19 protein-coding genes and 3 pseudogenes are annotated in these 23,998 nt (G+C 63.3%); 15 read left to right on the forward strand and 7 right to left on the reverse strand.

The genetic code is table 11. The features are described from left to right. Positions 1–297: 297 nt before the first annotated feature. On the forward strand, positions 298–1,584 hold the full coding sequence (locus tag AC6JA9_RS26760; protein WP_497958036.1) for a metallophosphoesterase family protein: 1,287 nt from the start codon (positions 298–300) through the stop codon (positions 1,582–1,584). Then, entirely contained in the window at positions 1,581–6,608 is a 5,028-nt protein-coding gene (locus AC6JA9_RS26765) for a serine protease (protein ID WP_497958037.1), read from the forward strand. The genes AC6JA9_RS26760 and AC6JA9_RS26765 overlap by 4 nt, the downstream gene beginning before the upstream one ends. 168 nt (positions 6,609–6,776) lie before the next feature. Here AC6JA9_RS26765 and AC6JA9_RS26770 read toward each other — a convergent pair. The 4 genes and pseudogenes from AC6JA9_RS26770 to AC6JA9_RS26785 all read right to left on the reverse strand — a co-directional run. Beyond that, positions 6,777–7,019: pseudogene (locus AC6JA9_RS26770) on the reverse strand (transposase domain-containing protein); the annotation flags it as partial. Positions 7,020–7,029: 10 nt separating this feature from the next. Next, positions 7,030–9,132: a recombinase family protein gene (locus AC6JA9_RS26775; protein WP_267697236.1), complete on the reverse strand. Its 2,103-nt coding sequence runs from the start codon at positions 9,130–9,132 to the stop codon at positions 7,030–7,032. Continuing rightward, the gene (locus AC6JA9_RS26780; protein WP_267697237.1) at positions 9,119–9,307 is read right to left on the reverse strand and encodes a hypothetical protein; all 189 of its coding nucleotides are present in this window, start codon (positions 9,305–9,307) and stop codon (positions 9,119–9,121) included. Before AC6JA9_RS26780 ends, AC6JA9_RS26775 begins: the two co-directional genes overlap by 14 nt. Positions 9,308–9,425: 118 nt before the next feature. After that, positions 9,426–9,557: pseudogene (locus AC6JA9_RS26785) on the reverse strand (hypothetical protein); the annotation flags it as partial. Between AC6JA9_RS26785 and AC6JA9_RS26790 the strand changes: the two are divergent. The 4 genes and pseudogenes from AC6JA9_RS26790 to AC6JA9_RS26805 all read left to right on the forward strand — a co-directional run. Next, positions 9,545–9,868, forward strand: a pseudogene (locus tag AC6JA9_RS26790) (transposase domain-containing protein); the annotation flags it as partial. The pseudogenes AC6JA9_RS26785 and AC6JA9_RS26790 sit on opposite strands and share 13 nt — an antisense overlap. Before the next feature lie 128 nt (positions 9,869–9,996). After that, positions 9,997–10,335: a hypothetical protein gene (locus AC6JA9_RS26795; RefSeq protein ID WP_497958038.1), complete on the forward strand. Its 339-nt coding sequence runs from the start codon at positions 9,997–9,999 to the stop codon at positions 10,333–10,335. Beyond that, on the forward strand, positions 10,323–11,087 hold the full coding sequence (locus AC6JA9_RS26800; protein ID WP_497958039.1) for a hypothetical protein: 765 nt from the start codon (positions 10,323–10,325) through the stop codon (positions 11,085–11,087). Before AC6JA9_RS26795 ends, AC6JA9_RS26800 begins: the two co-directional genes overlap by 13 nt. Before the next feature lie 267 nt (positions 11,088–11,354). Beyond that, positions 11,355–11,696 (forward strand): 3'-5' exonuclease, encoded by a 342-nt coding sequence (locus AC6JA9_RS26805; RefSeq protein ID WP_497958040.1) that lies wholly within the window; start codon positions 11,355–11,357, stop codon positions 11,694–11,696. 112 nt (positions 11,697–11,808) lie between these two features. On the opposite strand, the gene AC6JA9_RS26810 is transcribed toward AC6JA9_RS26805, so the two are convergent. After that, on the reverse strand, positions 11,809–12,117 hold the full coding sequence (locus tag AC6JA9_RS26810; protein WP_267700444.1) for a DUF3892 domain-containing protein: 309 nt from the start codon (positions 12,115–12,117) through the stop codon (positions 11,809–11,811). Between the two features lie 231 nt (positions 12,118–12,348). Then, positions 12,349–13,155, reverse strand: a complete 807-nt coding sequence (locus AC6JA9_RS26815) for a GNAT family N-acyltransferase (protein ID WP_267700442.1) — start codon at positions 13,153–13,155, stop codon at positions 12,349–12,351. A 262-nt stretch (positions 13,156–13,417) separates the two neighbouring features. On the opposite strand from AC6JA9_RS26815, the gene AC6JA9_RS26820 reads away from it, so the two are divergent. The 7 genes from AC6JA9_RS26820 to AC6JA9_RS26850 all read left to right on the forward strand — a co-directional run bounded on the left by AC6JA9_RS26820 (position 13,418) and on the right by AC6JA9_RS26850 (position 21,066). Continuing rightward, positions 13,418–14,020, forward strand: a complete 603-nt coding sequence (locus AC6JA9_RS26820; RefSeq protein ID WP_497958041.1) for an RNA polymerase sigma factor — start codon at positions 13,418–13,420, stop codon at positions 14,018–14,020. A gap of 46 nt (positions 14,021–14,066) precedes the next feature. Further along, entirely contained in the window at positions 14,067–14,375 is a 309-nt protein-coding gene (locus AC6JA9_RS26825; protein WP_267700440.1) for a hypothetical protein, read from the forward strand. Beyond that, on the forward strand, positions 14,375–15,100 hold the full coding sequence (locus tag AC6JA9_RS26830; RefSeq protein WP_426730661.1) for an ImmA/IrrE family metallo-endopeptidase: 726 nt from the start codon (positions 14,375–14,377) through the stop codon (positions 15,098–15,100). The genes AC6JA9_RS26825 and AC6JA9_RS26830 overlap by 1 nt, the downstream gene beginning before the upstream one ends. 3 nt (positions 15,101–15,103) lie before the next feature. Then, positions 15,104–16,297, forward strand: coding sequence for a hypothetical protein (locus tag AC6JA9_RS26835; RefSeq protein WP_223752149.1), 1,194 nt, complete (start codon positions 15,104–15,106; stop codon positions 16,295–16,297). A gap of 13 nt (positions 16,298–16,310) precedes the next feature. Further along, positions 16,311–18,905, forward strand: coding sequence for an ATP-binding protein (locus tag AC6JA9_RS26840; protein WP_473569000.1), 2,595 nt, complete (start codon positions 16,311–16,313; stop codon positions 18,903–18,905). 32 nt (positions 18,906–18,937) lie between these two features. Continuing rightward, entirely contained in the window at positions 18,938–19,777 is an 840-nt protein-coding gene (locus AC6JA9_RS26845; RefSeq protein WP_223785600.1) for a methyltransferase domain-containing protein, read from the forward strand. Positions 19,778–19,902: 125 nt separating this feature from the next. After that, positions 19,903–21,066 carry an alkaline phosphatase PhoX gene (locus AC6JA9_RS26850; RefSeq protein ID WP_223785599.1) on the forward strand — a complete coding sequence of 388 codons (1,164 nt, stop codon included), beginning with the start codon at positions 19,903–19,905 and terminating at the stop codon, positions 21,064–21,066. A 53-nt stretch (positions 21,067–21,119) separates the two neighbouring features. Here the strand turns inward: AC6JA9_RS26850 and AC6JA9_RS26855 are convergent, their stop codons facing one another. After that, positions 21,120–21,788: a hypothetical protein gene (locus AC6JA9_RS26855; protein WP_267700436.1), complete on the reverse strand. Its 669-nt coding sequence runs from the start codon at positions 21,786–21,788 to the stop codon at positions 21,120–21,122. A gap of 566 nt (positions 21,789–22,354) precedes the next feature. Here AC6JA9_RS26855 and AC6JA9_RS26860 point away from each other — a divergent pair. After that, entirely contained in the window at positions 22,355–23,242 is an 888-nt protein-coding gene (locus tag AC6JA9_RS26860; protein WP_248546069.1) for a bifunctional 5,10-methylenetetrahydrofolate dehydrogenase/5,10-methenyltetrahydrofolate cyclohydrolase, read from the forward strand. Positions 23,243–23,384: 142 nt separating this feature from the next. Beyond that, the gene (locus AC6JA9_RS26865; RefSeq protein WP_223785596.1) at positions 23,385–23,975 is read left to right on the forward strand and encodes a hypothetical protein; all 591 of its coding nucleotides are present in this window, start codon (positions 23,385–23,387) and stop codon (positions 23,973–23,975) included. The last annotated feature ends 23 nt before the right edge of the window (positions 23,976–23,998 follow it).

Below are 23,998 nucleotides of genomic sequence, written 5' to 3' on the forward strand. Positions count from 1 at the left end.
GAGGAGAGTCAGGTGGAAGAGCGCGGGTTGGACGTACCGGCAGAAGAAGCCGGAAAGGACGGTGTTGACCGATGCAGTGAGGGATAACCTCGCCACGCTGTGGGTGGAGGCGCTAGGTGGGGCGTAGCCTGCTCTAGTACGTGGAGTGGGACTTTGCCAACTACCCGAAACCCTCTGACGGCTGTTTCGGCTGGTATATACCTGCGAGCCGAGGAGACTCCAATGCCTGTTACGAGGAAGTGTGCGACGCGAGCTATCATCATCTCAGACCTTCATCTTGGTGGCTCTCCTCCGTACATGATGTCTCGACCCGATCGGCTTGCCACCTTCCTCGGAGGTTTGCCCGCCTCGCTCCTCAATGACGAGACACTTGAGGTAGTAGTTGCTGGCGACTTTGTTGATTTCCTGGCTATTCCCGAGCAAGCAAGTTGGACACCCGATCCATACACGGCGAGAGACAAACTCGTGCGCACAATGACTGGCAGTTCTGTTTTCGCTCCAGTCTTCGCGGCGCTTGCCCACCTTGTCGACACTGGCCATCGCGTTACCATCCTCGTCGGTAATCACGATGTAGAACTGGCACTGCCGCAAGTCCAAGATGCGCTGCTAGCTCAACTGGGCGCCTCGCGCCATCAAGTGCTGTTTATTGATGACGGGCGTGCCTACCGCATCGGTCGTGCACTTATCGAGCACGGCAACCGCTACGACGGCGCCAATGTAAATGACTGGGCCAGCCTCCGTGTCATCGCTTCGGCACTCTCGCGCGGCGAAGCGTCTCCCGTTGCGCTGACGGTCTCCGCTGGGAGTCTCATCGTCGAGAAGGTCATCAATTCCATTAAGCCACGGTACCCCTTCATCGATCTTCTCCAACCCCAAGGTGAACTGGTCGCCCTGCTGCTTGTAGCGTTCGAGCCCGCGCTGATGTGGAGCATCGACAAGCTCGCGCGCATCCTCCGCGGCAGGCAGCTCCAGGCGGAGAACCGCGAAGGCATCCAACCTGGCAAGACACGCCATGTCGCGAGCACGCTGCCTAATGAACCCGACAAAGAGTTGATGGAGGCGTTCGGCACGACCTACCAGCAGCTCCGTCAGCCGCCTACACAGGTGGGATTCGGTGACGTGCTGTCGATCGCGTGGTCCGCGCGAGAGGACAGTCTCGCGACGCTTCTCGAGCGCGGAATGCCAGTACCGCCCCAACGACTGCGGCAGATCCAGCTGGTCATGCGCCGTCTGCTCCTCGACGACCGCTCTGATCGCTCGGATGGACCCACCGAGCAGTACGGAGCGGCCGCAAAGCGGCTCATCGACGACAGCAAAGGGGAAATCGAGACCGTAGTGATGGGCCACACCCACTTGGCGCGACAGATCGGTGACGCCGGGCGCGCGAGCTACATCAATACAGGCACATGGGCAGACGTTGTGCGCGTGCCGGCTCGAGCGATCGAGGACGAGGGGGCGCTCGAGATGTTCTTGCGTGACCTCCACGCGGATCGGCTTCGTGCTTCGCCTCGCACGTACGCTAACCTGCGCGTCGAGACCGATGGTCGGGTGACACACGCGACGTTGGAACAGGTTGCACCTTGAAAAGTTACCTACTCATAGTCCGCGCTCAAGGGGCGCGGGAAAAGCTGAAACAGGGCACGGGCTGGCTGGTGCGACCGGATATCGTAGTCACCGCCTTTCACGTCGTTGGCGTTGAAGGCTGTGACTGGTTTCATCGTGGGCCCTATGAAGACGTCACCTACCATCTCCGCATCGAATCGCGCGAGGTTGCGCTTAAGCCCTTGGTGTTCGACTCACATTCGGATGTAGCACTCCTACGCTTAAGCCAAGCAGTTCCGGAGTCGGTGGTAGCACTGGCGCCAAAGGAGCCTGAGCGCCATGCACGCTGGCATGGCATCGGGTATCCGGGTGGCATTGAGTATCCGGGCATTCACCATGGAGAACCATTCGCGCTCAGTGGGCTGGTGACAAATGCAAGCGTTGATGCAAGTGAACGGCTTCAGCTGACTATTGATCAGCGCACACAGGTTGTTTGGGAGGGTGTTTCTGGAAGTCCTGTGTGCGTTGACGAACGAGTGGTCGGAGTGTTGACAGACGTAACTGAGGGTGCAGATACCGCATGGGCAGCTCCAGTCGCAGTGGTAAAGAATCTTGCCCAACAATGCGGCGTCACAGCGGACCAACTTAACGGCCAGAGTGAGCACGCCCCTGATGTGCATGCGCTGACGCCATCGATTCCAGCAACAGCCGTACTGCGCGCCCCGAATCCGCTCGAGACCCGGGTTCGAACGGAGCTGCTGCAGCCAGAGTGGTTTCGTCATCGCTTTGCCGAAGTAAAGGCTGATCTCGACCAACGCTACAAACCTGAGCTTCATGTCGATGTTAACGTGCAACACGCGTTTGATGCGCTCGCGCGAAACTCTCATGCGTCGGAGCGATTCAAAGCGGGGATTGCAGCGCTCACTCAAGCTTGGCAGCGCAGCAACCATCGGATTGCTACGCGGCAACCCAAAGCATTTAGCGAAGCAGAATCTGCATTGCGCACGGCAGTACAAACTGCTCAAGTCCTCACCCTTGAGGGATTAAGCAATCTTAACCTTGACAAGCCTAAAAGCGCTGTCGAGGCAGGCCTTCGTGCCATTGCAACTCTGCGCTCGGATGTCTTGGAAAAACTCCGCAACACAGGGAGGGGGGATGAGCAAGAGCGCGATGATCTCGTACAGGACATACGAGGGCTGGACCGCGTTGCAAAATCTCTTGATGACCTAAAAAAGCAAGTCGACGGCCCACTGTATTTTGCTGTGGATCCATTCTTGGTGCTCACGGGCGAGGCAGGTATAGGCAAGAGCCACTTGCTGACTCACTTAACCTCCGCTCACTTAGAACTCGGGGCGCCCGCCTTGCTACTGCTTGGGCAATATTTCGTCCCGGGGAATCCTTGGCAACAGATAATCAATCACCTAGGACTAGACTGCGCTGGGGCAGACGAACTGCTCAGCATCTTGGATGCAACTGCCCAGGCAAGTGGTCACCGAGCTCTCTTGGTTATTGATGCCTTGAATGAGCATGGGCGGGATGTGCATCGAATGTGGCGCCAGAACTTGGCTGGTATGCGCGCCACTGTGCGTCGATACCCCAATGTATCCCTAGCAATTAGCGTCCGAACGTTCTTCGAGGAAGCAGTCCTACCAGAAGCGCTGCGTGTAGGGCCGCACTTGGTGAACCACCGAGGATTCGCTGGGCGAGAAACCGATGCTGTAACACGCTTCTTTGCAGCATTCCAGTTGCCCCCGCCACGCACGCCGCTACTGCTTCCAGAGTACAGCAACCCCTTGTTCCTTCTCCTCTACTGCGAAGCGATGCGTGCGCGCACCCTAGCCGGAGAGGCACCAGTCGTGCATGGCTTCATTGATGTCCTAGATGCCTGGCTGTCTGCCAAGGCAAAGCACGTCGATGACCGGCTAAACACAGACCCTTACGACCACGTCGTCCGCAATAGCGTAGAAGCATTGGCCTCCGAGTTAGCGAAGACAGGTGAATGGGCTATCCCTCATGCCCGCGCCAAAATAATCCTAACTGCCATCCACCCTGCGGTGAGTTACAACGACTCTCTCCTCAAAGCTCTCATTGATGAGGGGATCGTGGTGGAAACCATTGAAACGGAAAGCGATCGGCCGCTTGTCCGCTTTCAGTACGAACGTATTCGCGATCACTTAGTGGCGCGTGCGCTGATTCGCCAGCATCTAGATCAAGGAGGCTCAATTTCTTCGTTGGCCTCTCGCGACTGGTTGGTGCGTTCTTGGGAATATGAGCCAGGCCTCTTGCAGGCTCTATCGGTCATATTGCCTACAGAGCATGGGGTGGAGCTAATTGATATTGCACCACATGAGTTTCGCATTGTGGCTGCTGAAGAGACCCTGAATGCCTTACCTTGGAGGCCAGGCAAGAGCATTACGTCATCGCTGATCAATTTGGTGCTCAAGTCACTCGTTGACTCAGAACCGCTTGAGCGTTGGGATGTACTGAAAACCTTACTGCTCATTGCCGCCGAACCGGGCCATCCGCTAAACGCACGCCTTCTGCATAGTTGGCTGACGCCCATGAGCATGCCCGATCGCGATGCCGTGTGGTCTACCGCGCTTTTGACCCACCATAGCGAGGATGCAATTACAGATGGACTCATTCGCTGGGTCCAGACGCGGTCCAACTTCAACGACCTTGATGACGAAGTCCTTTATCTGTTGGGTTTGGCTCTTGGCTGGTTTCTGACAACTTCACAGCGTTCGCTGCGCGACCGATCCACCAAGGCATTGGTGCAATTGTTCAGCGACCGATTGGCGACTCTTGAGACTTGGCTTGCTGACCTGTCGGGGATCAATGATCTCTATGCGACTGAGAGGGTGCTGGCTGTAGCATATGGGGCGATCGTACGTTCGAAAGATCTAAGCGGTATTGGTCGCGTGGCTAGTGCAATATACGAGCGCTGGTTTGAGCCAGGCCCTCCGCCAGTGCACCTGCTTGCACGAGATTATGCACGCAATATTCTTGAGCATGCGATGCACTTGGGGGCGCCTACTGCAAAGGTCGACATGACCCGAGTTCGGCCTCCTTACAACAGCAAATGGGAAGACCCTTCCGCATCACTGGAGGAGTTGAAGCAACGCTTCGGCTCGGACTACTCGCAACTCGTGAGTTCAATGGTCGAGGGTGGAGATTTTGATCGATACATAGTGGGTTCGAACACTTGGAATTTTCCTTGGTGGAAGCTCAGCCGAACGCAACCGGCACCGCCTGCGGACAAAGAAGTGATTTCAACCTTTGAAACTGCGTTGAGTCCCGAGCAACTCAAGGCGTGGGCAAATTTCCGGAAACTGGTTGGCCATTTTCCATTTAGCCATTTTCCATCGCGCGATTTACTCAGGTTCGCGCTTAAACTTCGCGCTGATTTTGAAGTACAGGGTGAACCAGAGGCTGAACCATCCGCGAATACTGATGAATCGGCAAAAGCATCGTCGGACGAAGAAATTGACGCCCTGTGGGCCGAAATTGAAAATGCACAACAAAAAGCACGCCAGGAATTAGAGCGCCTCCTAAGCGTTTCCCAGCAACAAACCTTCAACACAGAAGTCTTGGAGGCATTGGCTGGCCGCTTTCAACGGAAGTGGGCGTTTCCTCTTGAACTCGTGCAACGGCAACTTCTTCAGAATGTATTGGAGCTCGGTTGGGACGAAGCGTTCTTAGGGGCGCTCGATCAATCCTTCACTCAATATACGCATGATGGCCGGACAGCGCACAAAGCAGAGCGCATTGGGAAGAAGTATCAATGGCTTGCCCTCCATAGACTGTTAGCTGTCGTCTCCGACAACTTTGTCTACCGGGGTGGGTTGAACGATCCCGACGGTGCGCGGGTTGTCTATGACGGACCGTGGCAAGTTCATCGGCGAGACATTGACCCGACTTGCCTCTTGTCACGCACACAATCCGATCAAGGAGACCGCACAACAACTTGGTGGTCCCCAAGCGCCTACGATATTGGGCGGAACTTAGAACCGGATGATCAACGATGGCTCGCGGATGCTCAGTCTCTGCCAGATCCTCGAAAATTGTTGGAGGTTCGTCGTTCACCTGCAAGTCCAACTTTCCTGGCGATGGACGCACATCGGGAGTGGAGAGAAGCGTTACCCAGCCTCGTCGGTGACGTTCCTTTACCGCAACGTACGATCTACTATTGGATCAGAGCTTACCTAGTGCGTGCAGAGCATGCTGAAACTGTATTCGCATGGGCCAAGCAGCAAGATTTCTTTGGCCGTTGGATGCCTGAGACACGCGAAGAGACACCACAACTGATGCTCCGAGAGCGAATTTGGTCTCCAGCGTGGCGCTGCTTCAACATCCCTTGGCACTGCCGTCCTGGGTGGAGCAACCCGCGAGACGCACGTGGTTTACCACATCCTGTGTTGCCTACCTGGGACTATTATCTAGCAGAGAGTACGACGCATGACTGCTCCATTGAGGAAGCCTACACACTCCATCTCCCCTGCCCAGAGTTAGTGGAGATGCTCAATTTGGAGCACAGTCCCAAGGACGGCCACTTCTGCAATTCCCATGGGGAGGTTGTGGCATTTGATCCCTCGATCACAGAAACTGGTCCGGGGGCGCTGCTTTTTCGTGCTGACCAACTTGATCTTCTTCGACGCAAAGGATTTGAGGTCTTGTGGACCCTATTCGGGGAGCAGCAGGTCTTCGAGGTTGTTCATGGCCTCCCCGACACACACATTGGCACAGTCGACTTGTCTGGCGCTTTTGTTCGAAGAGCCAACGGGTGGGAGGGATGCCTAAGTGTCAAGCCCCTCAATCGCGATGCGGATCGCGCCGAGGATGCGGCTTATGCCGAGGACAACTTCGATTTTGACGACGGCAAGGCACGTCAAGAATCTGCAGGACCATCAGATGTTGGCGCCTCTTCTTCATCAGGTGAACTTGCTTCGTCCGTGCGAACCGCGAACGACAACCACCAAGACTCTCAAGCAGTGGCTATTTTGAACTTCACGCCAAGCGCTGGTCGGCCTGTGTTAACTCAGTCCATGTACAAGGCGAAGAAATAAACAGGTCGGTTATTGCCCCCCAGCGGGGGCAGAGCGAAGCCACAAGAACGAGCCCTTCGCCTGAGGTAGCGGTGAAGGCGCAACGTATCCGTCCGGTCAGCGACGTGGCGTGAGCAGTTGAAGATGGACGAGGTCCGTGCCCGACGGATGCCGGGACCAGAGGGCTGTTCAGCGCGAGGGTTGGAGATGTGACTCGGGCGGACCGGTGGTCTGCCGACGCTTCCACTCGTGCGGCAACAGCTCCGCGATGCGCGCGTTGGGATGCGTCTGGACGCGGAGCAGGACGTCGGCCAGGTACGTCTCGGGGTTGACGCCGTTGGCCTCGCAGGTGGCCACCAGGGCGTAGAGGCCCGCGAGGTTCTCACCCGCAGCTTCGTGCCCGACGAAGAGAAAGTTCTTCCTGCCGAGGGCAATGGGAGTTTCATTGTGCGTCACCTCTTCGGGGCGTTGTCGACCGCTTCACGCGACGGCGGGGCTTGCTCGCGCCGCGAGGGCTCCTACGTCGCTTGTGGACGGCCTCAAGCACGTGTGTCGCTCGCAGGTCCTCCGCTCGAATCTGCCACGGAGCATCCGGCATCACCTGCTTGGCGGGGAGAAGCCCACACTGGATGAGTTTTCGAATGGCTTGGTTCGGCACGCCGAGGGCTGCGGCAGCATCCCGCATGGTGAGCCAGCCGCTGTCCTGCCGGCCAGAGGCGTAGGCTGGAATTCGGGCCGTCCGTCGGTACGCAGCGACGCGCCTATGGGTCCACGCAAGGCCGTGGCCAGTTCGGTGGCCCGCCTGGTTGAGACGTACCGCCATGGCCGCGTCCGACTGCTCGCCAGCCATCGCACGAATCATCGCATCGGCGTCGGCGGAGGCACGCTTGCGGTGCTCTCCCGTGGCGGGCTTGCGTGCTCGCACCTCTGAGTGCTGCCCACCCCGCCAGTGAATGATGAGCACCAGCTCTCGGCGAGCATCGTCGATGTCGACGACTACCTCCTCAATCAGGGTACGCACCAGTCGCTGCTTCAAGGCGGCATCCGCCCCTGAGGCGTCCCATGCTGTGCGCAGGTCGCCTGCCAAACGTAACAGCGCTTCGCGGTCCGGGACGGAGGCAGACGAAGGCTCCCGCTCACTGACGCGCTGCTCGCATGCACGCAGTTGCGTGAGTGCCGCATTCCATCGCGCTTCCAACTCGGCGGCGACGAGTCGATTGTCCGGGTCAACGGCTTCGTAGCGACGCTGTGCGAGACGCACCTCGTAGTTCGCCTGCTCCTTCTCGAGTTCGAGGGCGCGCCGCCGCTCGGCGTGTTGCTGCTGGGCAAGGTCCATGGCGGCTATTGCTGCTTCCACGGCGACGGGAGCGACGGCTCGCAGCACCTCGGCCGCAACGAGGTCGTCCGGCCGAGAGGAGCCGAAGGAGATGCAGGGCGCGGTGCCGTGGGCCTCCCGGCCCCGGTGACAGAGGTAGCGCGCGCGGCGCGGCGGACGCCCGGTGTACGCCACGAGGAGCATGCGCCCACAGCGGCGGCAACGCAGCAGGCCCGAGAGCAGGGCTCCTCCGCCTCTTGCCGACTTCGCGCTGCCAGCAGGGCGGCGGTGCGCGTTGCGCCGCAGGCGTTCCTGGTTGCGCTCGAACTCTTCCCAGCAAATGTAGCCTGCATGATGGTCTCTCAGCAGCACCGTCCATAGGTGCATGGGACGGGGGTGCCCGTAGCTCTTCGTAAGGCGCCCCTCGACAAGCTGGGTGCGCTGGGTCGACTTCCCATACGCATACACGCCTGCGTAGACAGGATTCTGTAACACGCTGATGATGTTGCGGTAGGTCGGTGGCGTCCAGCACCTGGGTGCCCCCCACCGCTTGCCATCGCTCGGCCGTGGGAACAGGTGGCGCTCACGGCACATGGACAGATGCACCTGCCGTGCGCTCTCCAGGCGCGCGAAGAGTCGGAATACCGTACGGATGGCTTCCTGCACGCGCCGGTCCGGGTCTATTTCCAAGGCAGGCCCCTGGGCCCACAGGTAACCGACCGGCACGGGAATATGGAGTTCCCCGCGCCGTGCCTTGGCCTGCGCTCCGTCGATGAGCCGGCGGCGCATCAGGGTCAGCTCGAATTCACTGATGGTCCCCTTCAGCCCGAGGAGTAGCCGGTCATTCGGCACGCTCGGGTCATAGGCACCGTCGCCGTCGACAACGCGAGCATCCACAAGGCCACACAACTCCAGGAGGTGGTGCCACTCACGACCGTTGCGCGCCAGCCGGGAAGCCTCCAGGCAGAAGACGGCTCCGACGCGGCCCTGGCAAAGTTGTGCTACCAGCGCCTCGAAGCCCGGACGGGCGATCGTCCCGCTGGCCGAGCGGCCAAGGTCTTCATCGATGGTGACGACGTCACGGAATCCGTAGGCGCGCGCCAGGTCAGCGAGCGCATACTGGCGGCGCTGACTCTCCACGTTGTCCTGAACCTGCGCGACGGTGGATTGACGGACGTAGACGATGGCGCGCCGCTGCAGGACCGTCTCCGGCAACTCAGTACGGTTCATCGCCGGCCTCCGTCGCGGCGCCGTCGCCGCGGCTTGGCGGAGGCACCGTGCTCAGCAGGAACTGCGCGAGCAGCAGTACCACTTGGTGGTGCTGCTCTTCGGTGACCCGGGGACTCGGCGCCCTTCCGAGCGGGAGCGAGAGCTGTTTCGGCTTCCTTTCCTGGTGGTTGGCCATGCGCGACCTCCACCCTCAAGCCTGAGGTGGTTGCCGACGCGTGCTCGGATGCCTGCGCGTCGAGCAACCGGCGCAAATCGCGAAGTGCCTCCAACGAAACCCGCGGAATGCCGAAAGTCAGCGTCGCGCAAGCCGCCCGCTCCAGCATCCAGGCGGGGACAACCGCTCGCGAGCCATCAAGCAGTTCGCAAATAGCGACTTGCTCTCCTTTGCGATGTTCTCGGTACAGGACTGGAACCTGCTGGCCCACCAAGGGGTGCCATTGGTATTGGACCTGGGCAACTTCCGCGATGCTTACGGCAGAATGAACGGGGCGTTGCCCTCGGCAGGAAGAACTTTCTCTTCGTCGGGCACGAAGCTGCGGGTGAGAACCTCGCGGGCCTCTACGCCCTGGTGGCCACCTGCGAGGCCAACGGCGTCAACCCTGAGGCATACCTGGCTGACGTCCTGCTCCGCGTCCAGACGCATCCCAACTCGCGCATCGCGGAGCTGCTGCCTCACGAGTGGAAGCGTCGGCAGACCACCGGCCCGCCCGAGTCACACCCCCAACCCGCTTCCTGAACACACCTCCGGCCCCGGCCTCTGTCGGGCACGGACCTCGTCCGTCTTCAACCCCTCACGCCACGTCGATGACCGGACGGATACCAAAGCTCTGTACGCGTCCTGGATCCCGACTTGGTGACGAGGGAATGGATAGCGACATTGGTGAGGACTTCAAAATCTACGCCGAAAGATGCCACTGTCTTTTTCTGTATTGCACTCAGTTTGATGCCCTGAGAAGAACCGTTGCGAAACGCGGAAGAACGACGGAAGCGGCATTTCATCAACCTGCCGATCCGTTTTCGCGCTTGTCTATTGCCCTGAAGGGCATGGCGCTCGGGGCAAATGGTCGCCAGAGGGCTCCGATTCAAGCCCTTGCTCGGGGAACACAAGCCCACTTGCTGAAAATTTGCCGCCGTGCAAGGTTTGTGGCTCAACAAGGAAGTCCATCCACAAGCAAGGAGCATTTACGAATATGCGCCACTTGATGTATGCCCTTCTGTTTGGCTTGGTCGCAACTACCTCTGGTTGTGTACGCTGGGCAATCCCCGCAGTGCCAACAGAGATCCACCGCTCAGACCTTTGCGGCAAGTCAACCAACTGCGGACTTGGAGGACAGGTTATTCAATGGGTGAATACCTCGCCCTATGTTGCTACGGAACCGGTCCAAGATCTTCTGGGGGCAACAGACGATCATTCTCAAAAGGGATGGCCTTGGGCGACCCCACTCTCGTGCCGACAAATTGCAGACAGCGATTACGATGCCATTCCAGTTACCACGGCATCGATGAATGTCACCCAGACCAACGCTCTGCGCCTTAAGGCAGACATTCAGGGGCGGCTCACAAAGGCTATTGGCTTGTTGGGGCAGGCATCCGCAACAGCAAAGCTTGACGCTGCGCTCAAGAGGGTGCTGACCACACAACTGGAGCTCGAAGCGCACGTCTACAGCATGAAGCGAAGCGCGTATTTGGAACTAAAGCAGGATAGAAACTGCCAAGACGCTTCCATAAACAAGTTCGTTCGAAAGCAGATGCTCGTTTTGCAAGTTTCTGGCACGGCGACGCAGAATATCCTCAGGAATATCAAGGGGGAACTGACTGCCGACGCGGAATTGCAAGCGGCAGTCGCGGCGGCGCAGGCAAAAATTGGCCCTGCCTTCGAATCAGAGCTTGAGAAGGAAATCAAGGCCGCGATCAACAAGAACCTGTACGTCTTGGGAATTTCATGGGATAAGTAAGCTCATGATGTGACCGTTTGCGCGACTCGCCTCCACCTCAAGTGGCTCCGTGAGGCTGAGGCATCCCCTCATTTCGGATTCTCCCTCTGAGCTCGCTTGGTCGGCTGCTCATGGGTTCTCCGAGGAGAAACGTCAAATGAGGGGATAGCTCAGGGCCGACATGGGCCTCCGCCGCAAGTCATTGCGTTGCCCAACTTGAGGGTCGAGCTGCAATACATCACCGGGCACCTGCAGCAACTCCGCTCGGAAGGCCTCCGCTGGAGTGACATGGCGGTGCTCTACCGCACCGTCGATGTCGGAGACGCGGCCATCCACCAGCTTCAGAAGTCAGGCATCCCGTCCCAGTGGGTGGGCACTCGCGCGCCTCAATCCGCGCTGAGACCCATGGAAGACAGCGTCAAGGTCATCACCTTCCATTCCAGCAAGGGCCTGGAATTTCCAGTCATCGCGATTCCCGGGGTCGGGCGGCCCTCTCGACATGTGAAAGACGCCAAGGAGAAGGCGCGCCTCCTATATGTCGCCATGACCCGGGCCGTTGACCGACTGGTGCTCACGGGAAGCCCGGAAGCGCTGCGTGTCACCCTGCCCTCCCAGCGGCCCTCGGCATAGGAGCCCGCTCCGCAACGAGTCGTGGAGCGACCAGGTCATCGACGGCTCTCGTGCATCCCTCCAGCCAGAAGCGTGACGACCTCGAAGAGCAGGGCATCGAGGTCGCCGTCACTCACGTGTATTCGGGCAGCGAGCCGAGGTTGTCTGCCCTCGTCGAATTGGTGTCAGTGCGAAGGTACTTCTCGTTGCCAACCGACACCGTACGGACATCCTCTCCCTTCTTGTTCTGATTGTCCTTCAAATACACCGTGACGAACGTCTTCTTCTGCTCGTCGATGGCGGAAACCACGTCTTGACGGCGCATCTTCCGTGCATCGCCAAAGCTCGTGCCCAGATCTGGGCGCACCTCGACCTCGACGATCTTGGTGTGGTCGTTGTCATACTTCACCCGGAAAACACCATAATCAGCCCACTTCGACATTCAATGCCTCCCTCGAACGAACAGAGGCCTGACATGCTTGTCTGGCCTGATGTCCACTTCGACGAGAAGCATGCGACCCCGCGGCTGGATTGTCTCTACCACTCCAGTGGTACGAAACATCACAACTCGCGGACGCCCATGGATGGACTGCCTGTATCGCAATGACGTGAGCAGGACCGCGACCGTCAGCCCCAAACTTGGCAAGCCGTGAAGGAACGAGTTCGACCGGGTCTAACCAGCTCGTCGCAGTCCACCATCCAACGCCCGGAAGCGCTCCAACGTGCTGGCGGGAATCTCATCGAGCGCCGCCACGAGCGGCAGCGTGAAACGGTGGAAGCTCGCGTCGTACAGCGGCTGACCCACGAACCGCGCGCCCATCTTCCTGGCGAACAGCGACGGCGCCCGGGGCATCCTCAATCCCGCCAACAACCCCTGCCCTGCCCGCTCGCGCTCCGCCGGCGTATAGAACGGGCTCCTGGGGATCGCGGGCGACTCATGAGGCACCGTCGACCTCACCCGCCAACGCGGGCTCACCCAACCCCGGTGCTCCGCCACACACGCAATCAGCCGCGCGTCCTCGTGTGAGTCCGTGTCCATGTTGGCCGCGGCAACCCAGTGCGTCACGCCGCGCCGCCGGCTCTCCGCGTAGATGCCCGCCTGCAGGTGCGCCACCGCCTCCGTGTGCCGCCACTGTTCGAGCACGCAGAAGCGCGCCGTCTCCGCGATGACCCGCCCCGGCCCCACCAGACTCGACAGGTCCAGCTTCTGCTCCATCTCCACCCCCAGTCGCCCTCCCGTCGCCAGCGCCACCTCCGGATTCGTCAACAACATCCGCAGCGTCGCCACCGGCGTCCGGTCCGCGTAGACCACCAGATGCACCGTCGTCTCCAGCGTGTCGAAGCAGCTCACCTCGCGCCGCGTCGGTGACGGCTTGCCCCCCAGCAAGCGCAGCTCTCCTCCGAAAACAGCCCAGCGGATCCGCAGCGCGTCATCCAACTCGCGCTGGGTGGTGGCGACTCGGCAGTGCATGGACGTCATGGGTCCCTCCTGAAACAGGCCGGCGACATACCGACCCCGTCCCCCTTCTTCGGCGCCCCCGCCCCGACTGCGCCCACCACCCCATGTCTCGTCCACCCTGAGCCATACCACCCGGGAGGTACAGACATTGCTTCGCTCCGCGACCAACCTTCCGCGGACGTGAACGAGACACAGGCCGTCGAACTCACCGAGCCGGTAACGAAAGGACACACAGTTCGATGTCAACCCGAGAGCGGGCACGTGTTCCCGGCGAGGAGTGGGGATGAGTCTTCCAACACCATCGGAGGAGCAGGAGCTTCACGAACGCATCCTGAAGAAGGATGAGTCATTGGCTACCGCGGAGGCCTTCGCGGTCTTCGTCGACCCAATCACTGCGCGTCTGTGCAGGAGCTTGAACCGATCCAAGGAGGAGGTCTGGGACGCGGTCGTCGACGTCATCCACTCCTATGTGGCGCGTCCTGAACGGTACCTCCCGCAGAAGGGTCGGCTGTCCACCTACCTGAGGGAGGCAGCCAAGAAGAAGCTCTTCGATCGCTACCGCTCCCAGGTAGCCCGCAGCCGCCGGGAACGGGAATTCGGGACTGTTTTCGAACTTCGCGCGAGGGCACCGAATGAAAGCCTGGAGGTCACCGTGGAAGCCAGGCTCGCCGTGAGACGAATCGACCAAGCCGGATTGTCGGAACAGGACCGGGATGCCATCGGGCTGATCCTCCAGGGAGAAGGCTCCACTCGAATCCTCGCCAAGGCCATGGGACTTCCCCCCATGCCGGAGCAGGACCGCCGTCGCGAGGTGAAGCGGAATCGAGACCGCCTCATCAAGACGTTGAGGCGCATCGGGAAGGAGGACCGAGATGACGAATCCTGAATGGCTCGAGCGAGCGGCCCGACGCGGCCGGAGCGAGCCCTGGTCAATGGCCTACACATTCGAGCAGTACAGACAAATCGAGGGCATCAACGAGGACACGCTGGCGGAGGAGCTGGGGTGCACCCAGGAGACGCTCCACTGGATGTCCCTGTGCCGCCGCCCCGAAGGCGACAGCTTCAGCGAGCAGTGCACCGCCATCGCCCAGAAGTTCGGTGTCGACCGGCTGACGCTGATGCAGGTGATTCGCCACGTCGACGTCATCAATGTCTTCTCCAACGGCACACGAACCGGGTCGACGACCCCCATCCGGATGGCGGCCCAAGACCACCTCCCGGATGAAGAAACGGACACGTGATGGAAAGCTGGCTGCAGGAAGCGGTGGAAGCCTGTGCACTGAAGGACTGTCATGCGTCCGTCCATGACCTGCTCGACTGCTTCTGCGGCCAGTTCCACATCCGGCCCGTTGCCCTCCCCAGATTCACTCCGCAGACAGCCCAGGACTGGCTGTCTCGCCGGAGCCCGGGGCAGTGGTTCACGACACAAGATCATGACCTCCATGGCTTCATGGCCTGGTGGCGCGGACACGGCATCCTCTTCTTTGACAATCAGCGAAAGGAAGCGGAGCAGCGCTTCACCATCGTCCACGAGGTCGCGCACTTCGTCCTGGAGGAGTGGCTCCCCCGCAGACGAGCACTGAGCATCTTCGGCCCTGAGATACTCCCAGTCCTCGATGGCGAGCGGGCCCCCTCTCCCGAGGAGGCCCTGACCCTGTTCTTCGAACAGGTCCCGCTGAATCTGCGCACGGACCTCATGGCCCGTGATGGCTCGGGGGGCTACGCCAGTCGAGACGTCGTGGTCGCCGAGCACCGCGCGGACCGGGTCGCGCTCGAGCTGCTGGCGCCCGTGGAGCGCGTCCTGCCGCTCGTGAAACAGCTCTCTCGGGAGGATGCCATCAACAGCTTGCGGTTCCAGTTCCACCTGCCCGTGGAGAAAGCCACCGAATACGTCGATGGGCTTCGTCGGCGGCTGCGCGTGTCCCGTTTTTCCATCGCGGAGTTCCTGGGAGTGGAGGAGGGGTAATCCATGTCGAGTGACTTGCCGCCCGAGGCGGATGAACTGAAGGAAGAGCTGTTTGGCGATGCGGACTACCGTTCGGCGTTCGGCGAGGACCTCGCCTCGACGTTGGACCTCGACCGGTGGTCCACGGGGCTCGACCTCGACAAGATCATGGAGCGGTTCCGCCGGGAGATCGCCAGCGCCGTCCACAAGGAGGGCGAGCTGCGCGCCATCGTCCGCAGCGAGCTCTTCCCCCGGCTGGCCACGCGCCCCGACGCCTTCCCGGACGCCGGTGTCTACAAGGTCACTCCAGAGGACCTGTCCCTCGTCCACGAGCGCCTGCTGTTTCGCAGCAAGGTCGACGCGGTGACCGGAACCCACGTCTCCCATGACAGCCTGCCCATCGGCATCTCCCAGATTGGCGTCGGCATCGTCAGCTACCAGGGCACCTCGGGCGCCTTCACCAAACGGCTGTTCCGCAAGGAGATGGCGTCCCAGAACACCAGCAACCCTCTCCAGGAGGCGATGGACTTCATCGACATGCGCCAGAACCGCTACCAGGGGAAGCAGGACACCCTGTCGCGCATGGCCCGCCGTGGCATCCAGGCCTATGCCGAGCGCGCCGCGCTCGTGGAGAAGGCCACCGCGGAGTGGCGCATGGGCTCCGGCAATCCGTGCGCCCACGAGCTGCTCTCCGGCTCGGGCTACATGTCACTCCTGGACCGCTCACTCACGGTGCTCGAGCGCCTCATCCACGAGCACAAGAAGTTCGTCTACGTCTCGGACTCCCTCACCGACCGGGGATTCCTCACGATGGGACTCGCGCTGGACGCTGGCGAGTATGCCCTCCTGGAGACGCTCAAGCGCGAGGGCACGCAGATCGTCCGCAACTGGGAGTACGGCGGACGGAGCAAGCACCGCGCCTGGAAGTTCGTGAGGGACTCGAGCCCCTGCGTCGTCAAAGGCATCTTCCGCGTATCGGACCACTCGGCGCCGCGCTTGTTCTACGCGCACAAAGACCACGCCCACGAGGCCGCCTGGGTGGCCATGGCCGACAGCATCCTGCGCCCCGAGCGCGGATTCCCGATGCTCCTCGATGTCGCGGCGGTGACCTGCCGCGGTGTCTTCGGGGTCGATGGTTTCCTGGGGCTCGTCGAGGACGCCTACACCCAGGCCGGAGCCAATCTGCAGTTCATGACCGAGCGCGGGATGCGCCGTTAAGGGGGGACCACGGATGTCCAATGATGGCAAGGAACCGAGGCCGCAGGGTGCAGGCAACATCAACGGGAAGTCTCCCTCCCTCCAGATAGTGAATGGCGCACGTGCCGTGCCTCCACGCAACGGCACGCCACCGCCTCATGGCGCCACGAGAACCCCACCGCCGAGCGCGCAGCGCGAGCCGGCTCCCAACGGCGCGGCCGGCCGCCCTCCGCCTCCGAATGGCTCGACCCACCGGCCCACCCCTCCACCCGTGTCCATCGGACGCGCTCCGTCATCCGCACAGGCATCGGACCGCGCCGAGCCTCCTGGAGCGCCTGGGCCCACGAGAGCTCCCTCCCCTGGCTCATCGCCTCCTGTTTCGACAACCACCGCGTCCGCCCTGAACGGCGCCTCCCGCGCCTCGGGCGGTCCTTCAACCCACTCGGGGGCCTCTGCCTCCGGTTCGGAGGGCCCACCCCGCACTTCGGGAGGCCCCTTGAACGTCTCCGGGCCTCCGACCTCGAGCGCGGAGGGTGCATCGCGCTCCATCGGAGTCCCTCCCGGCGCAGGGGTCACGTCTCGCGCATCAGGAGGCCCCTCCCCTGTCGCTGGAACCTCCGCCGACACAGGCGGAGCATCTCGCGCCCCGGGAGCCACCTCCCCTGCTTCGACGCGCGCTCCCGGCCCTCTCTCGGCGAGGGCCCCCTCGACGCCCCCCAACGGGTCAGAGAACGTCATCCGCGAGACGCCCGCCTCGGCCCGTGCCGCGCTCGAGGAGCTGAAGAACGATTCCTCGGCGACACGAGTCGACCCGGAGCTCGAGTCCGCCGCGGGCTTCACCCACTTCGACACCGCGTCGAGCGAGGACAACCTGCTCACCGTGCTGCTCACTCGCGCGGACCTGCACCTGCTCGCGTCCCAGACGCTGGTGCGGGTGAAGTCCCGAGAGGATGGCCGCGCCTACCTGGGCGTCGTCGTCAAGGGCCCCTTCGCCGAACCCAACGCGGTCCCCGCCAACTCGACGATGGCCGTCGGCGTCGTGACGCACGGCAAGAAGCTCACGTACACGTTCGACTACCACGGCCGCGCCGAGGTGGAGCTGCTGGGCGAAGAAGTGGAAGGCACCCTCAAGCCACCCCGCTTCCGTCCCCGCCCCCAGAGCCCCGTGTTCGTGCTGACGGACGAGGAGAGCGAGCGCGTGCTCGGGGTCGGTGGCGACATGTCCCTGGGTGTCGTCGTCGGCTACGAGCAGATGGAGGCTCGAATCAGTCCTAGCGACAAGTCCGTCCTCCCCCGGCACACCGGCATCATCGGGACCACGGGCGGCGGCAAGTCCACCACCGTGGCCACGCTCGTCCACCGCGCTCAGTCCCAAGGCATCGCCACCATCGTGTTCGACGTGGAGGGTGAGTACACCCACGTGGACGAACCCACGGACCATGAGCCCATGCTCGAGGCCCTCAAGCGCCGGGGCCAGCAGGCTGAGGGCGTCCGCGACCTGCACATCCACCACCTCATCGGACGCACCAGCCGCAACCCCCGACACCGCAACCTCCACCGCTTCTCCCTCAACTTCTCCAGCCTCTCGCCCTACGCCATCGCGGAAATTCTCGGCCTGTCGGATGCCCAGCAGGAGCGCTTCCTCAAGGCCTACGACGTCACCAAGCAGTTGCTGGAGGACTTCGAGGTCTTCCCGCAGACGGATGAAGAGAGGCGGCAGGCGCTCGAAGTCGACGAGATGTCCACGGGCTATCCCAAGATGACCATCCAGCACCTGCTGGACGTCGTGAACGCGTACATCTACAGCCTGGGCGACGAGAATCGCGGGGAGACGACTCGAAGCCGCTCACGCAGCCGCCGCAGGGAGACGACAGCAGAGACAGCCGAGGCCGAGGAAGAGACCGAAGAAGCGACGCCCACCGGTCCCTTCCTCCAGAGCGAGTTCAAGGCTAACCGTGGCACGGTCATGAGACGCGTCATGGCCCAGAGCAGCCGCAACGCGGTGAGCTGGAAGACGCTCTACGGAAAGCTCCACCGCCTGCGCCGGCTCAACATCTTCGACATGGGCTCGGTGCCCGGCCCCGCCTACAACTCGATGCTCGCTCCGGGCCGCGTGTCCGTCATCGACCTGTCGGACACGGACTCGCCGCAGCTCAACAACCTGGTCATCGCGGATGTCCTCCGCGGCCTCCAAGAAGCCCAGGAGGTCCGCTACGAAAAGGCCAACGCCCAGGACCAGGCCGTCCCTCCCGTGCTCATCATCATCGAGGAGGCCCACGAGTTCCTCTCCGCCAGCCGCATCAGCCAGATGCCCGTCCTCTTCGAACAGGTGGCTCGCATCGCAAAGCGCGGCCGCAAGCGCTGGCTCGGACTCGTCTTCGTCACCCAGCTCCCCCAACACCTCCCCAACGAGGTGCTCGGCCTGCTCAACAACTTCATCATCCACAAGATGACCGACAGCACCGTCATCTCCCGCATGCAACGCACCGTGGGCAGCATCGATGAGAGTCTCTGGAACCGCGTGACGAGACTCGCGCCAGGACAGGCGCTGGTCTCCTTCAGCAACTTCGCACGCCCGCTCATGGTGGCCGTCGACCCCGCGCCCGTGAAACGCCTGCTCGTCGACTGACCCCCAGGGGCGGCATGGTATGACCCACCCCCATGCCGCCCTCGGAGACCGAGTCCTACCTCCTCGACTACCACCGTCGCCTCGCCGGTGTGACGGCGCGGTGGTTCTCCCGAACGCCTGTGACTCGAGGCGACCACCGCTTCGACTCGACCTACGCGCTGCTCGCCGCCGAAGTCCCCTCGGACTCGCGCGAACACACCGTGCTCGACCTCGCCTGCGGTGATGGCTACCTGCTGGAGCTGCTCGCCCACCGCGAGCCTCCCCGCCCCCGACTCCTCGGCCTCGACATGAGCGCCGACGAGCTCGCCCACGCCCAGGCCCGACTCCAGGGCGCCGCCACGCTCCACCAGGGGCTCGCGCAGTCGCTCCCCTTCGAGGACGACAGCCTCGACGTCGTGCTCAGCCACCTGGCCCTCATGCTGATGGACGACTGCGAACAGGTCCTCTCCGAGGTCCGGCGCACACTCAAGCCCGACGGCAAGCTGTCCTGCGTCGTCGGCGGAGGCTTCGCCCCCACGGGCTCGCTGGCCGTGTTCCGCGAGCTGATGAAGCCCGCAATCGAATCCCAGCCGCGCCCCCTGCTGAGCCTGGGCGACAAGCGCTTCCGCTCCACCGAGGGACTCCAGCAGCTCTTCGGCCTCGCCTTCCAACACGTCGACGTCTTCGACCTCCTCGTCCAGGACGGTGGCTCCCCGGAGCACGTCTGGGACTCGCTCGCCCAGACCTATGACGCGGACCAGCTCTCCCCCTCCACCCGCGAGGACGTCCGCAAGGCCTTCCTCTCCGCCGTGGAGCCCCTGCGGGATTCCGCTGGAAACATCTCCTGCCACTGGAGCATGAGGCAGGTGACCGCACACGCCCCGCGACGCTGAAGGCTGCGATTGAGGTGACGAATGCGTGACCTTGTCACCCACGCGACAAGGTCACCGACTCGTGATGCGGTGGGCGCACCGCGCCGTGCGACTCAATCTCCTTCGCCCTCCTGGCGATTGGAGACATGCCCATGCAGCGCAGGAACTTCCTTCGACTCACCGCGATGAGCAGTGGAATCCTGGTCCTGGGACCCGGCTTCTGGCGCGCGGCCTATGCCGCCCCCGCCCGTCCGGGCCCCGGCCCCTATGGCGCCATCTCGGGCTCACCGGACGCCCACGGCCTGAGGCTGCCCGCGGGCTTCACCTCGCGCATCATCGCCCGGACCGGACAGAACGTCCCCGGGACGAACTACACCTGGCACCTCGCCCCCGACGGCGGCGCGTGCTTCGACACCGGTGACGGAGGCTGGGTCTACGTCTCCAACAGCGAGATTCCCCTCCTGGGCGGTGTGTCCTCCATCCGCTTCGACGGCGGCGGCAACGTGGTGGACGCCTACCGCATCCTCTCCAACACGAGCATCAACTGCGCCGGAGGTCCCACCCCGTGGGGCACCTGGCTGTCGTGCGAGGAATGGGACCTGGGCCATGTCTGGGAATGCGACCCGCGCTCCCCCTCCCAGGGCCAGCGCCGCTCGGCCCTCGGCGCCTTCACCCACGAGGCCGTGGCCGTGGACCCGGTGGGACAGCGCCTCTACCTCACCGAGGACCGCCCCGAGGGCCGCTTCTACCGCTTCACGCCCTCACAGTGGCCCTCGCTCGGCGCTGGGAGACTGGAGGCCGCGAAGCTCAACGGCAACGCCCTGGACGGCACCGCGAGCTTCAGCTGGGTGAAGGTCTCCGCGTCGCGCTCCGCCTCGCTCCAGCTCGAGCGCTTCCTCACCACCGCTTTCAATGGCGGAGAGGGCTGCTGGTACGACAGCGGCACCGTCTACTTCACCACCAAGGGCGACAACCGCGTGTGGGCCCACACCCCCGCCACCGGCCAGGTCGAAATCATCTACGACGACGACCTCTACCCGGACTCGCCGCTCCGAGGCGTGGACAACATCACCATGTCCCGCTCGGGTGACCTCTTCGTCGCCGAGGACGGCGGTGATTTGCAACTGTGCCTCATCACCCCGGGCCCCGAGCGCACCGTGGCCCCCTTCCTCCAACTCGACGGACACTCGGGCTCCGAGCTCACAGGCCCCGCCTTCAGCCCCGATGGTCGGCGGCTGTACTTCAGCTCGCAGCGCGGGACGGACGGCACCACCGGCGTCACCTTCGAGGTGAGCGGGCCGTTCCGCTGAACGGACACGACTCCCCGCGCGGTGGCCGACATCGCGCGGGGAGTCCTCACGCCTCAGGGCGAGTAGTAGAACGCGTTGCCCCAGATGAAGGCGGACTTCCCGGGCGGCGGCGTGCCCAGGTAGCAGTTGGCGCCGTCGAACCAGCCGTACTCACACACGTTGTTCGGGCCGCGCGTGACGTAATAGTTGTTGGCGTGGATGAACGGCGAGCCGTCCTGCGCGGGGACGGCGGCCACGTAGCAGTTGGCGCTGTCGAAGCCCGCCTTGATGGTGTTGCCCAGCCAGCTCACGTCACCCGGGCAGGCGTCACCGGGCACGCCCACGACGAAGCTCGAGCTGCACACCGTCTGGCCCGCCGTGTTGGCGACGTTCATCGTCACCGTCGAGTAACGACCCGGCAGGGCGCCGGCCGCCATGATGAAGCTCAGGTAGAGCGTCGTCGAAGAGCCGATGAAGCCCTTCTGCCCGTTGCTCCAGCTCACGCCCGGCGCCGCGCTGAAGGCCAGGTTGATGAGCCCCGCGCTGCCGGAGAACGACGCCGTGATGATGTACGTCCCGTAGGCCAGCCCCGAGACGTTGATGGTGTCCGCGTACGACGTCCCCGGCGTGACCGTGGTGTTGGTGGGCCAGCTCGTACACTGGGCCTCGGCGCGCACCGGCGCCCCCAGGACGAGCGCCACGGCGGCGACAGCCACCAACGAACCAAGACGAGACAGACCCATGCGTCCACCAGACGATGAAGCAGCGTGCATACGACCTCCAGGTGTGATGCACGCACTCTGCTGTGATTGATGGCTCAAAAACAAGACACAACATCAACATTTCACGATACGCCACTCCGAGCTGTGGCGCTCGATGCTACACTCCTGACAGCGACGCCCCGGATACATGGTGACACATTGAAACTGTAGCGCCCCACGCCACAGCCAGGTCACCTCTGTCAGTCTTCAGCTGTAACCCCATTCGCCACAACCGAGACACCACCACCCGGCCCTGTCTCCAGCCGACGCACCTGACGGTCTCGCGCCCGACGGGCAGGCATTGCGCGTCCACGGTTCAAAGACGCGGGCACGCCGCATCACCGACCGCCGTCCCGGCGCCACGGATGAGCACATGACTCGGCGCCGGAATCGTCCTCCACGTCACACGGGCGACGTCCGTTCCAGCAGGTCCTCTCGCTCCGGGTGTGTCCTGGGTGCGGCGGACCGTCGCCCCGAGCCGTCGACCAGGCGTCGCCCCTCCCAGAAAGGGCGCGGCGCGGGCGGGAAACTGGCGTATGGAGCGCTCCATGGCGCGGAACATCGATGGAACCGAGATCAGCCGGGTGATGCGGGCGGAGATGGCCCAGCAGGTCGCCGAGCTCCAGGCCCAGGGAATCACTCCGGGGCTCTCCGTGGTGTTGGTGGGCAACAACCCCGCCAGCCAGGCCTACGTGGCGAGCAAGACGCGCGCGTGCGAGGCGCTCGGCATGCGCGGGCAGACGCTCAACCTGCCCGAGGACGTCTCCCGGGAGGAGCTCTTCGCCGTCATCGACCGGCTCAACCAGGACCCCGCCGTCCACGGCATCCTCGTCCAGCTCCCCCTCCCTGCGCACCTTCCCTACAAGGCCGTCCTGGAGCACATCGACCCGGACAAGGACGTGGACGGCTTCCACCCGCGCAACGCGGGCCTGGCCTTCGTGGGAGATCCCCGCGCCTTCATCCCGTGCACCCCCGCGGGCATCCTCGAGATGCTGCGCCGGGAGAACGTCCCCACCCGGGGCCGGCACGTGGTCATCGTGGGCAGGAGCCTCATCGTCAGCAAGCCGCTGGCCTCGCTGCTCATGGCCCCCGGCCCCGACGCCACCGTCACCATCACCCACCGGCACACCCCGGACCTGGCCTCCTTCACCCGCCAGGCGGACATCCTCATCGTCGCGGTGGGCAAGCAGAACCTCATCACCCGCGACATGGTGAAGCCCGGCGTCGTGGTCATCGACGTGGGACAGAACCGCGTCGAGGACCCCGGCTCCGCGCGCGGCTTCCGCATGGTGGGCGACGTGGACTTCGACGGCGTCAGCCAGGTCGCCGAGGCCATCACCCCCGTCCCCGGCGGCGTGGGCCCCATGACCATCACCATGCTCCTGGCCAACACGCTCCAGGCCGCGCGCCAGTCCGCGCAGGCCCGCCGCACGTAGCCACACCGGGGAGTCCGGCGCGCCCCATCCCGGGGTGCGCGCCTGGGCGCGACGCAGTGTGAATACATCGACGCGGCTTGCGTCGAGTACCGCACGTTTGCCGGCCAGGCGGCCGGTCAGCGCCATTCCCGGACTCCCCACCATGACGAAGCATGTCCTCGCCCTCGCCGGGCTGTGCCTCTGGCTGTTCACGCCAGGCACCGCCCATGCCGCGCCCCGCCCGTTCGACTTCTCGCCGCGCCACCAGTCCAGGGCCCTGCGGCTGATGTCTTCACCTTCCGCGAGGGGTGTCATGGCGGAGGGCAACCGCCTGCGGGCCCTGCAGACCGACACGTACGAGGACGACGAGTTCATCCCCACGCATGTCTGGCTCGTCCCGCTGATTCTCACGGGCGGAGGGCTCGTCGCTGGAATCGCGGTCTGCGCGTCCGGCGCGGTGGGCGACGGGGACTGCGGCAAGGCCATCCTGGGTGGAATCGTGGTCGGCGCGACGCTTGGACTGGGCTACCTGGAGCTGCTCGCGGACCTGGATGAGTACGAGGACGACGAGGGCTACGGCGGATGCGTCGACAAGGCGTCCTGCCGGCAGGCCCAGCGCGGCGGTCCCCGCCCCACCCGGAAGGCGCAGCTCGCGTCCTCGCGCGGCCCGCAGCTCCGGCTCCCGCTGGGACTCATGCCCACGGTGGGTCGGGTCAACGACGCCGCGGTGCTCGGCCTCGGTCGCAGCTTCTGACGCCCACGGCACTCCGGGCCCCA

This window comes from Myxococcus sp. MH1 (assembly GCF_059738865.1).

Coding starts and splice junctions, on each gene's coding strand:
- AC6JA9_RS26760 (WP_497958036.1), top strand. CDS start 298: ATGATGTCTCGACCCGATCGGCTTGCCACCTTCCTCGGAGGTTTGCCC.
- AC6JA9_RS26775 (WP_267697236.1), bottom strand. CDS start 9,132: ATGAACCGTACTGAGTTGCCGGAGACGGTCCTGCAGCGGCGCGCCATC.
- AC6JA9_RS26780 (WP_267697237.1), bottom strand. CDS start 9,307: ATGGCCAACCACCAGGAAAGGAAGCCGAAACAGCTCTCGCTCCCGCTC.
- AC6JA9_RS26795 (WP_497958038.1), top strand. CDS start 9,997: ATGGATAGCGACATTGGTGAGGACTTCAAAATCTACGCCGAAAGATGC.
- AC6JA9_RS26800 (WP_497958039.1), top strand. CDS start 10,323: ATGCGCCACTTGATGTATGCCCTTCTGTTTGGCTTGGTCGCAACTACC.
- AC6JA9_RS26805 (WP_497958040.1), top strand. CDS start 11,355: ATGGCGGTGCTCTACCGCACCGTCGATGTCGGAGACGCGGCCATCCAC.
- AC6JA9_RS26810 (WP_267700444.1), bottom strand. CDS start 12,117: ATGTCGAAGTGGGCTGATTATGGTGTTTTCCGGGTGAAGTATGACAAC.
- AC6JA9_RS26815 (WP_267700442.1), bottom strand. CDS start 13,155: ATGACGTCCATGCACTGCCGAGTCGCCACCACCCAGCGCGAGTTGGAT.
- AC6JA9_RS26820 (WP_497958041.1), top strand. CDS start 13,418: ATGAGTCTTCCAACACCATCGGAGGAGCAGGAGCTTCACGAACGCATC.
- AC6JA9_RS26825 (WP_267700440.1), top strand. CDS start 14,067: ATGGCCTACACATTCGAGCAGTACAGACAAATCGAGGGCATCAACGAG.
- AC6JA9_RS26830 (WP_426730661.1), top strand. CDS start 14,375: ATGGAAAGCTGGCTGCAGGAAGCGGTGGAAGCCTGTGCACTGAAGGAC.
- AC6JA9_RS26835 (WP_223752149.1), top strand. CDS start 15,104: ATGTCGAGTGACTTGCCGCCCGAGGCGGATGAACTGAAGGAAGAGCTG.
- AC6JA9_RS26840 (WP_473569000.1), top strand. CDS start 16,311: ATGTCCAATGATGGCAAGGAACCGAGGCCGCAGGGTGCAGGCAACATC.
- AC6JA9_RS26845 (WP_223785600.1), top strand. CDS start 18,938: ATGCCGCCCTCGGAGACCGAGTCCTACCTCCTCGACTACCACCGTCGC.
- AC6JA9_RS26850 (WP_223785599.1), top strand. CDS start 19,903: ATGCCCATGCAGCGCAGGAACTTCCTTCGACTCACCGCGATGAGCAGT.
- AC6JA9_RS26855 (WP_267700436.1), bottom strand. CDS start 21,788: ATGGGTCTGTCTCGTCTTGGTTCGTTGGTGGCTGTCGCCGCCGTGGCG.
- AC6JA9_RS26860 (WP_248546069.1), top strand. CDS start 22,355: ATGGCGCGGAACATCGATGGAACCGAGATCAGCCGGGTGATGCGGGCG.
- AC6JA9_RS26865 (WP_223785596.1), top strand. CDS start 23,385: ATGACGAAGCATGTCCTCGCCCTCGCCGGGCTGTGCCTCTGGCTGTTC.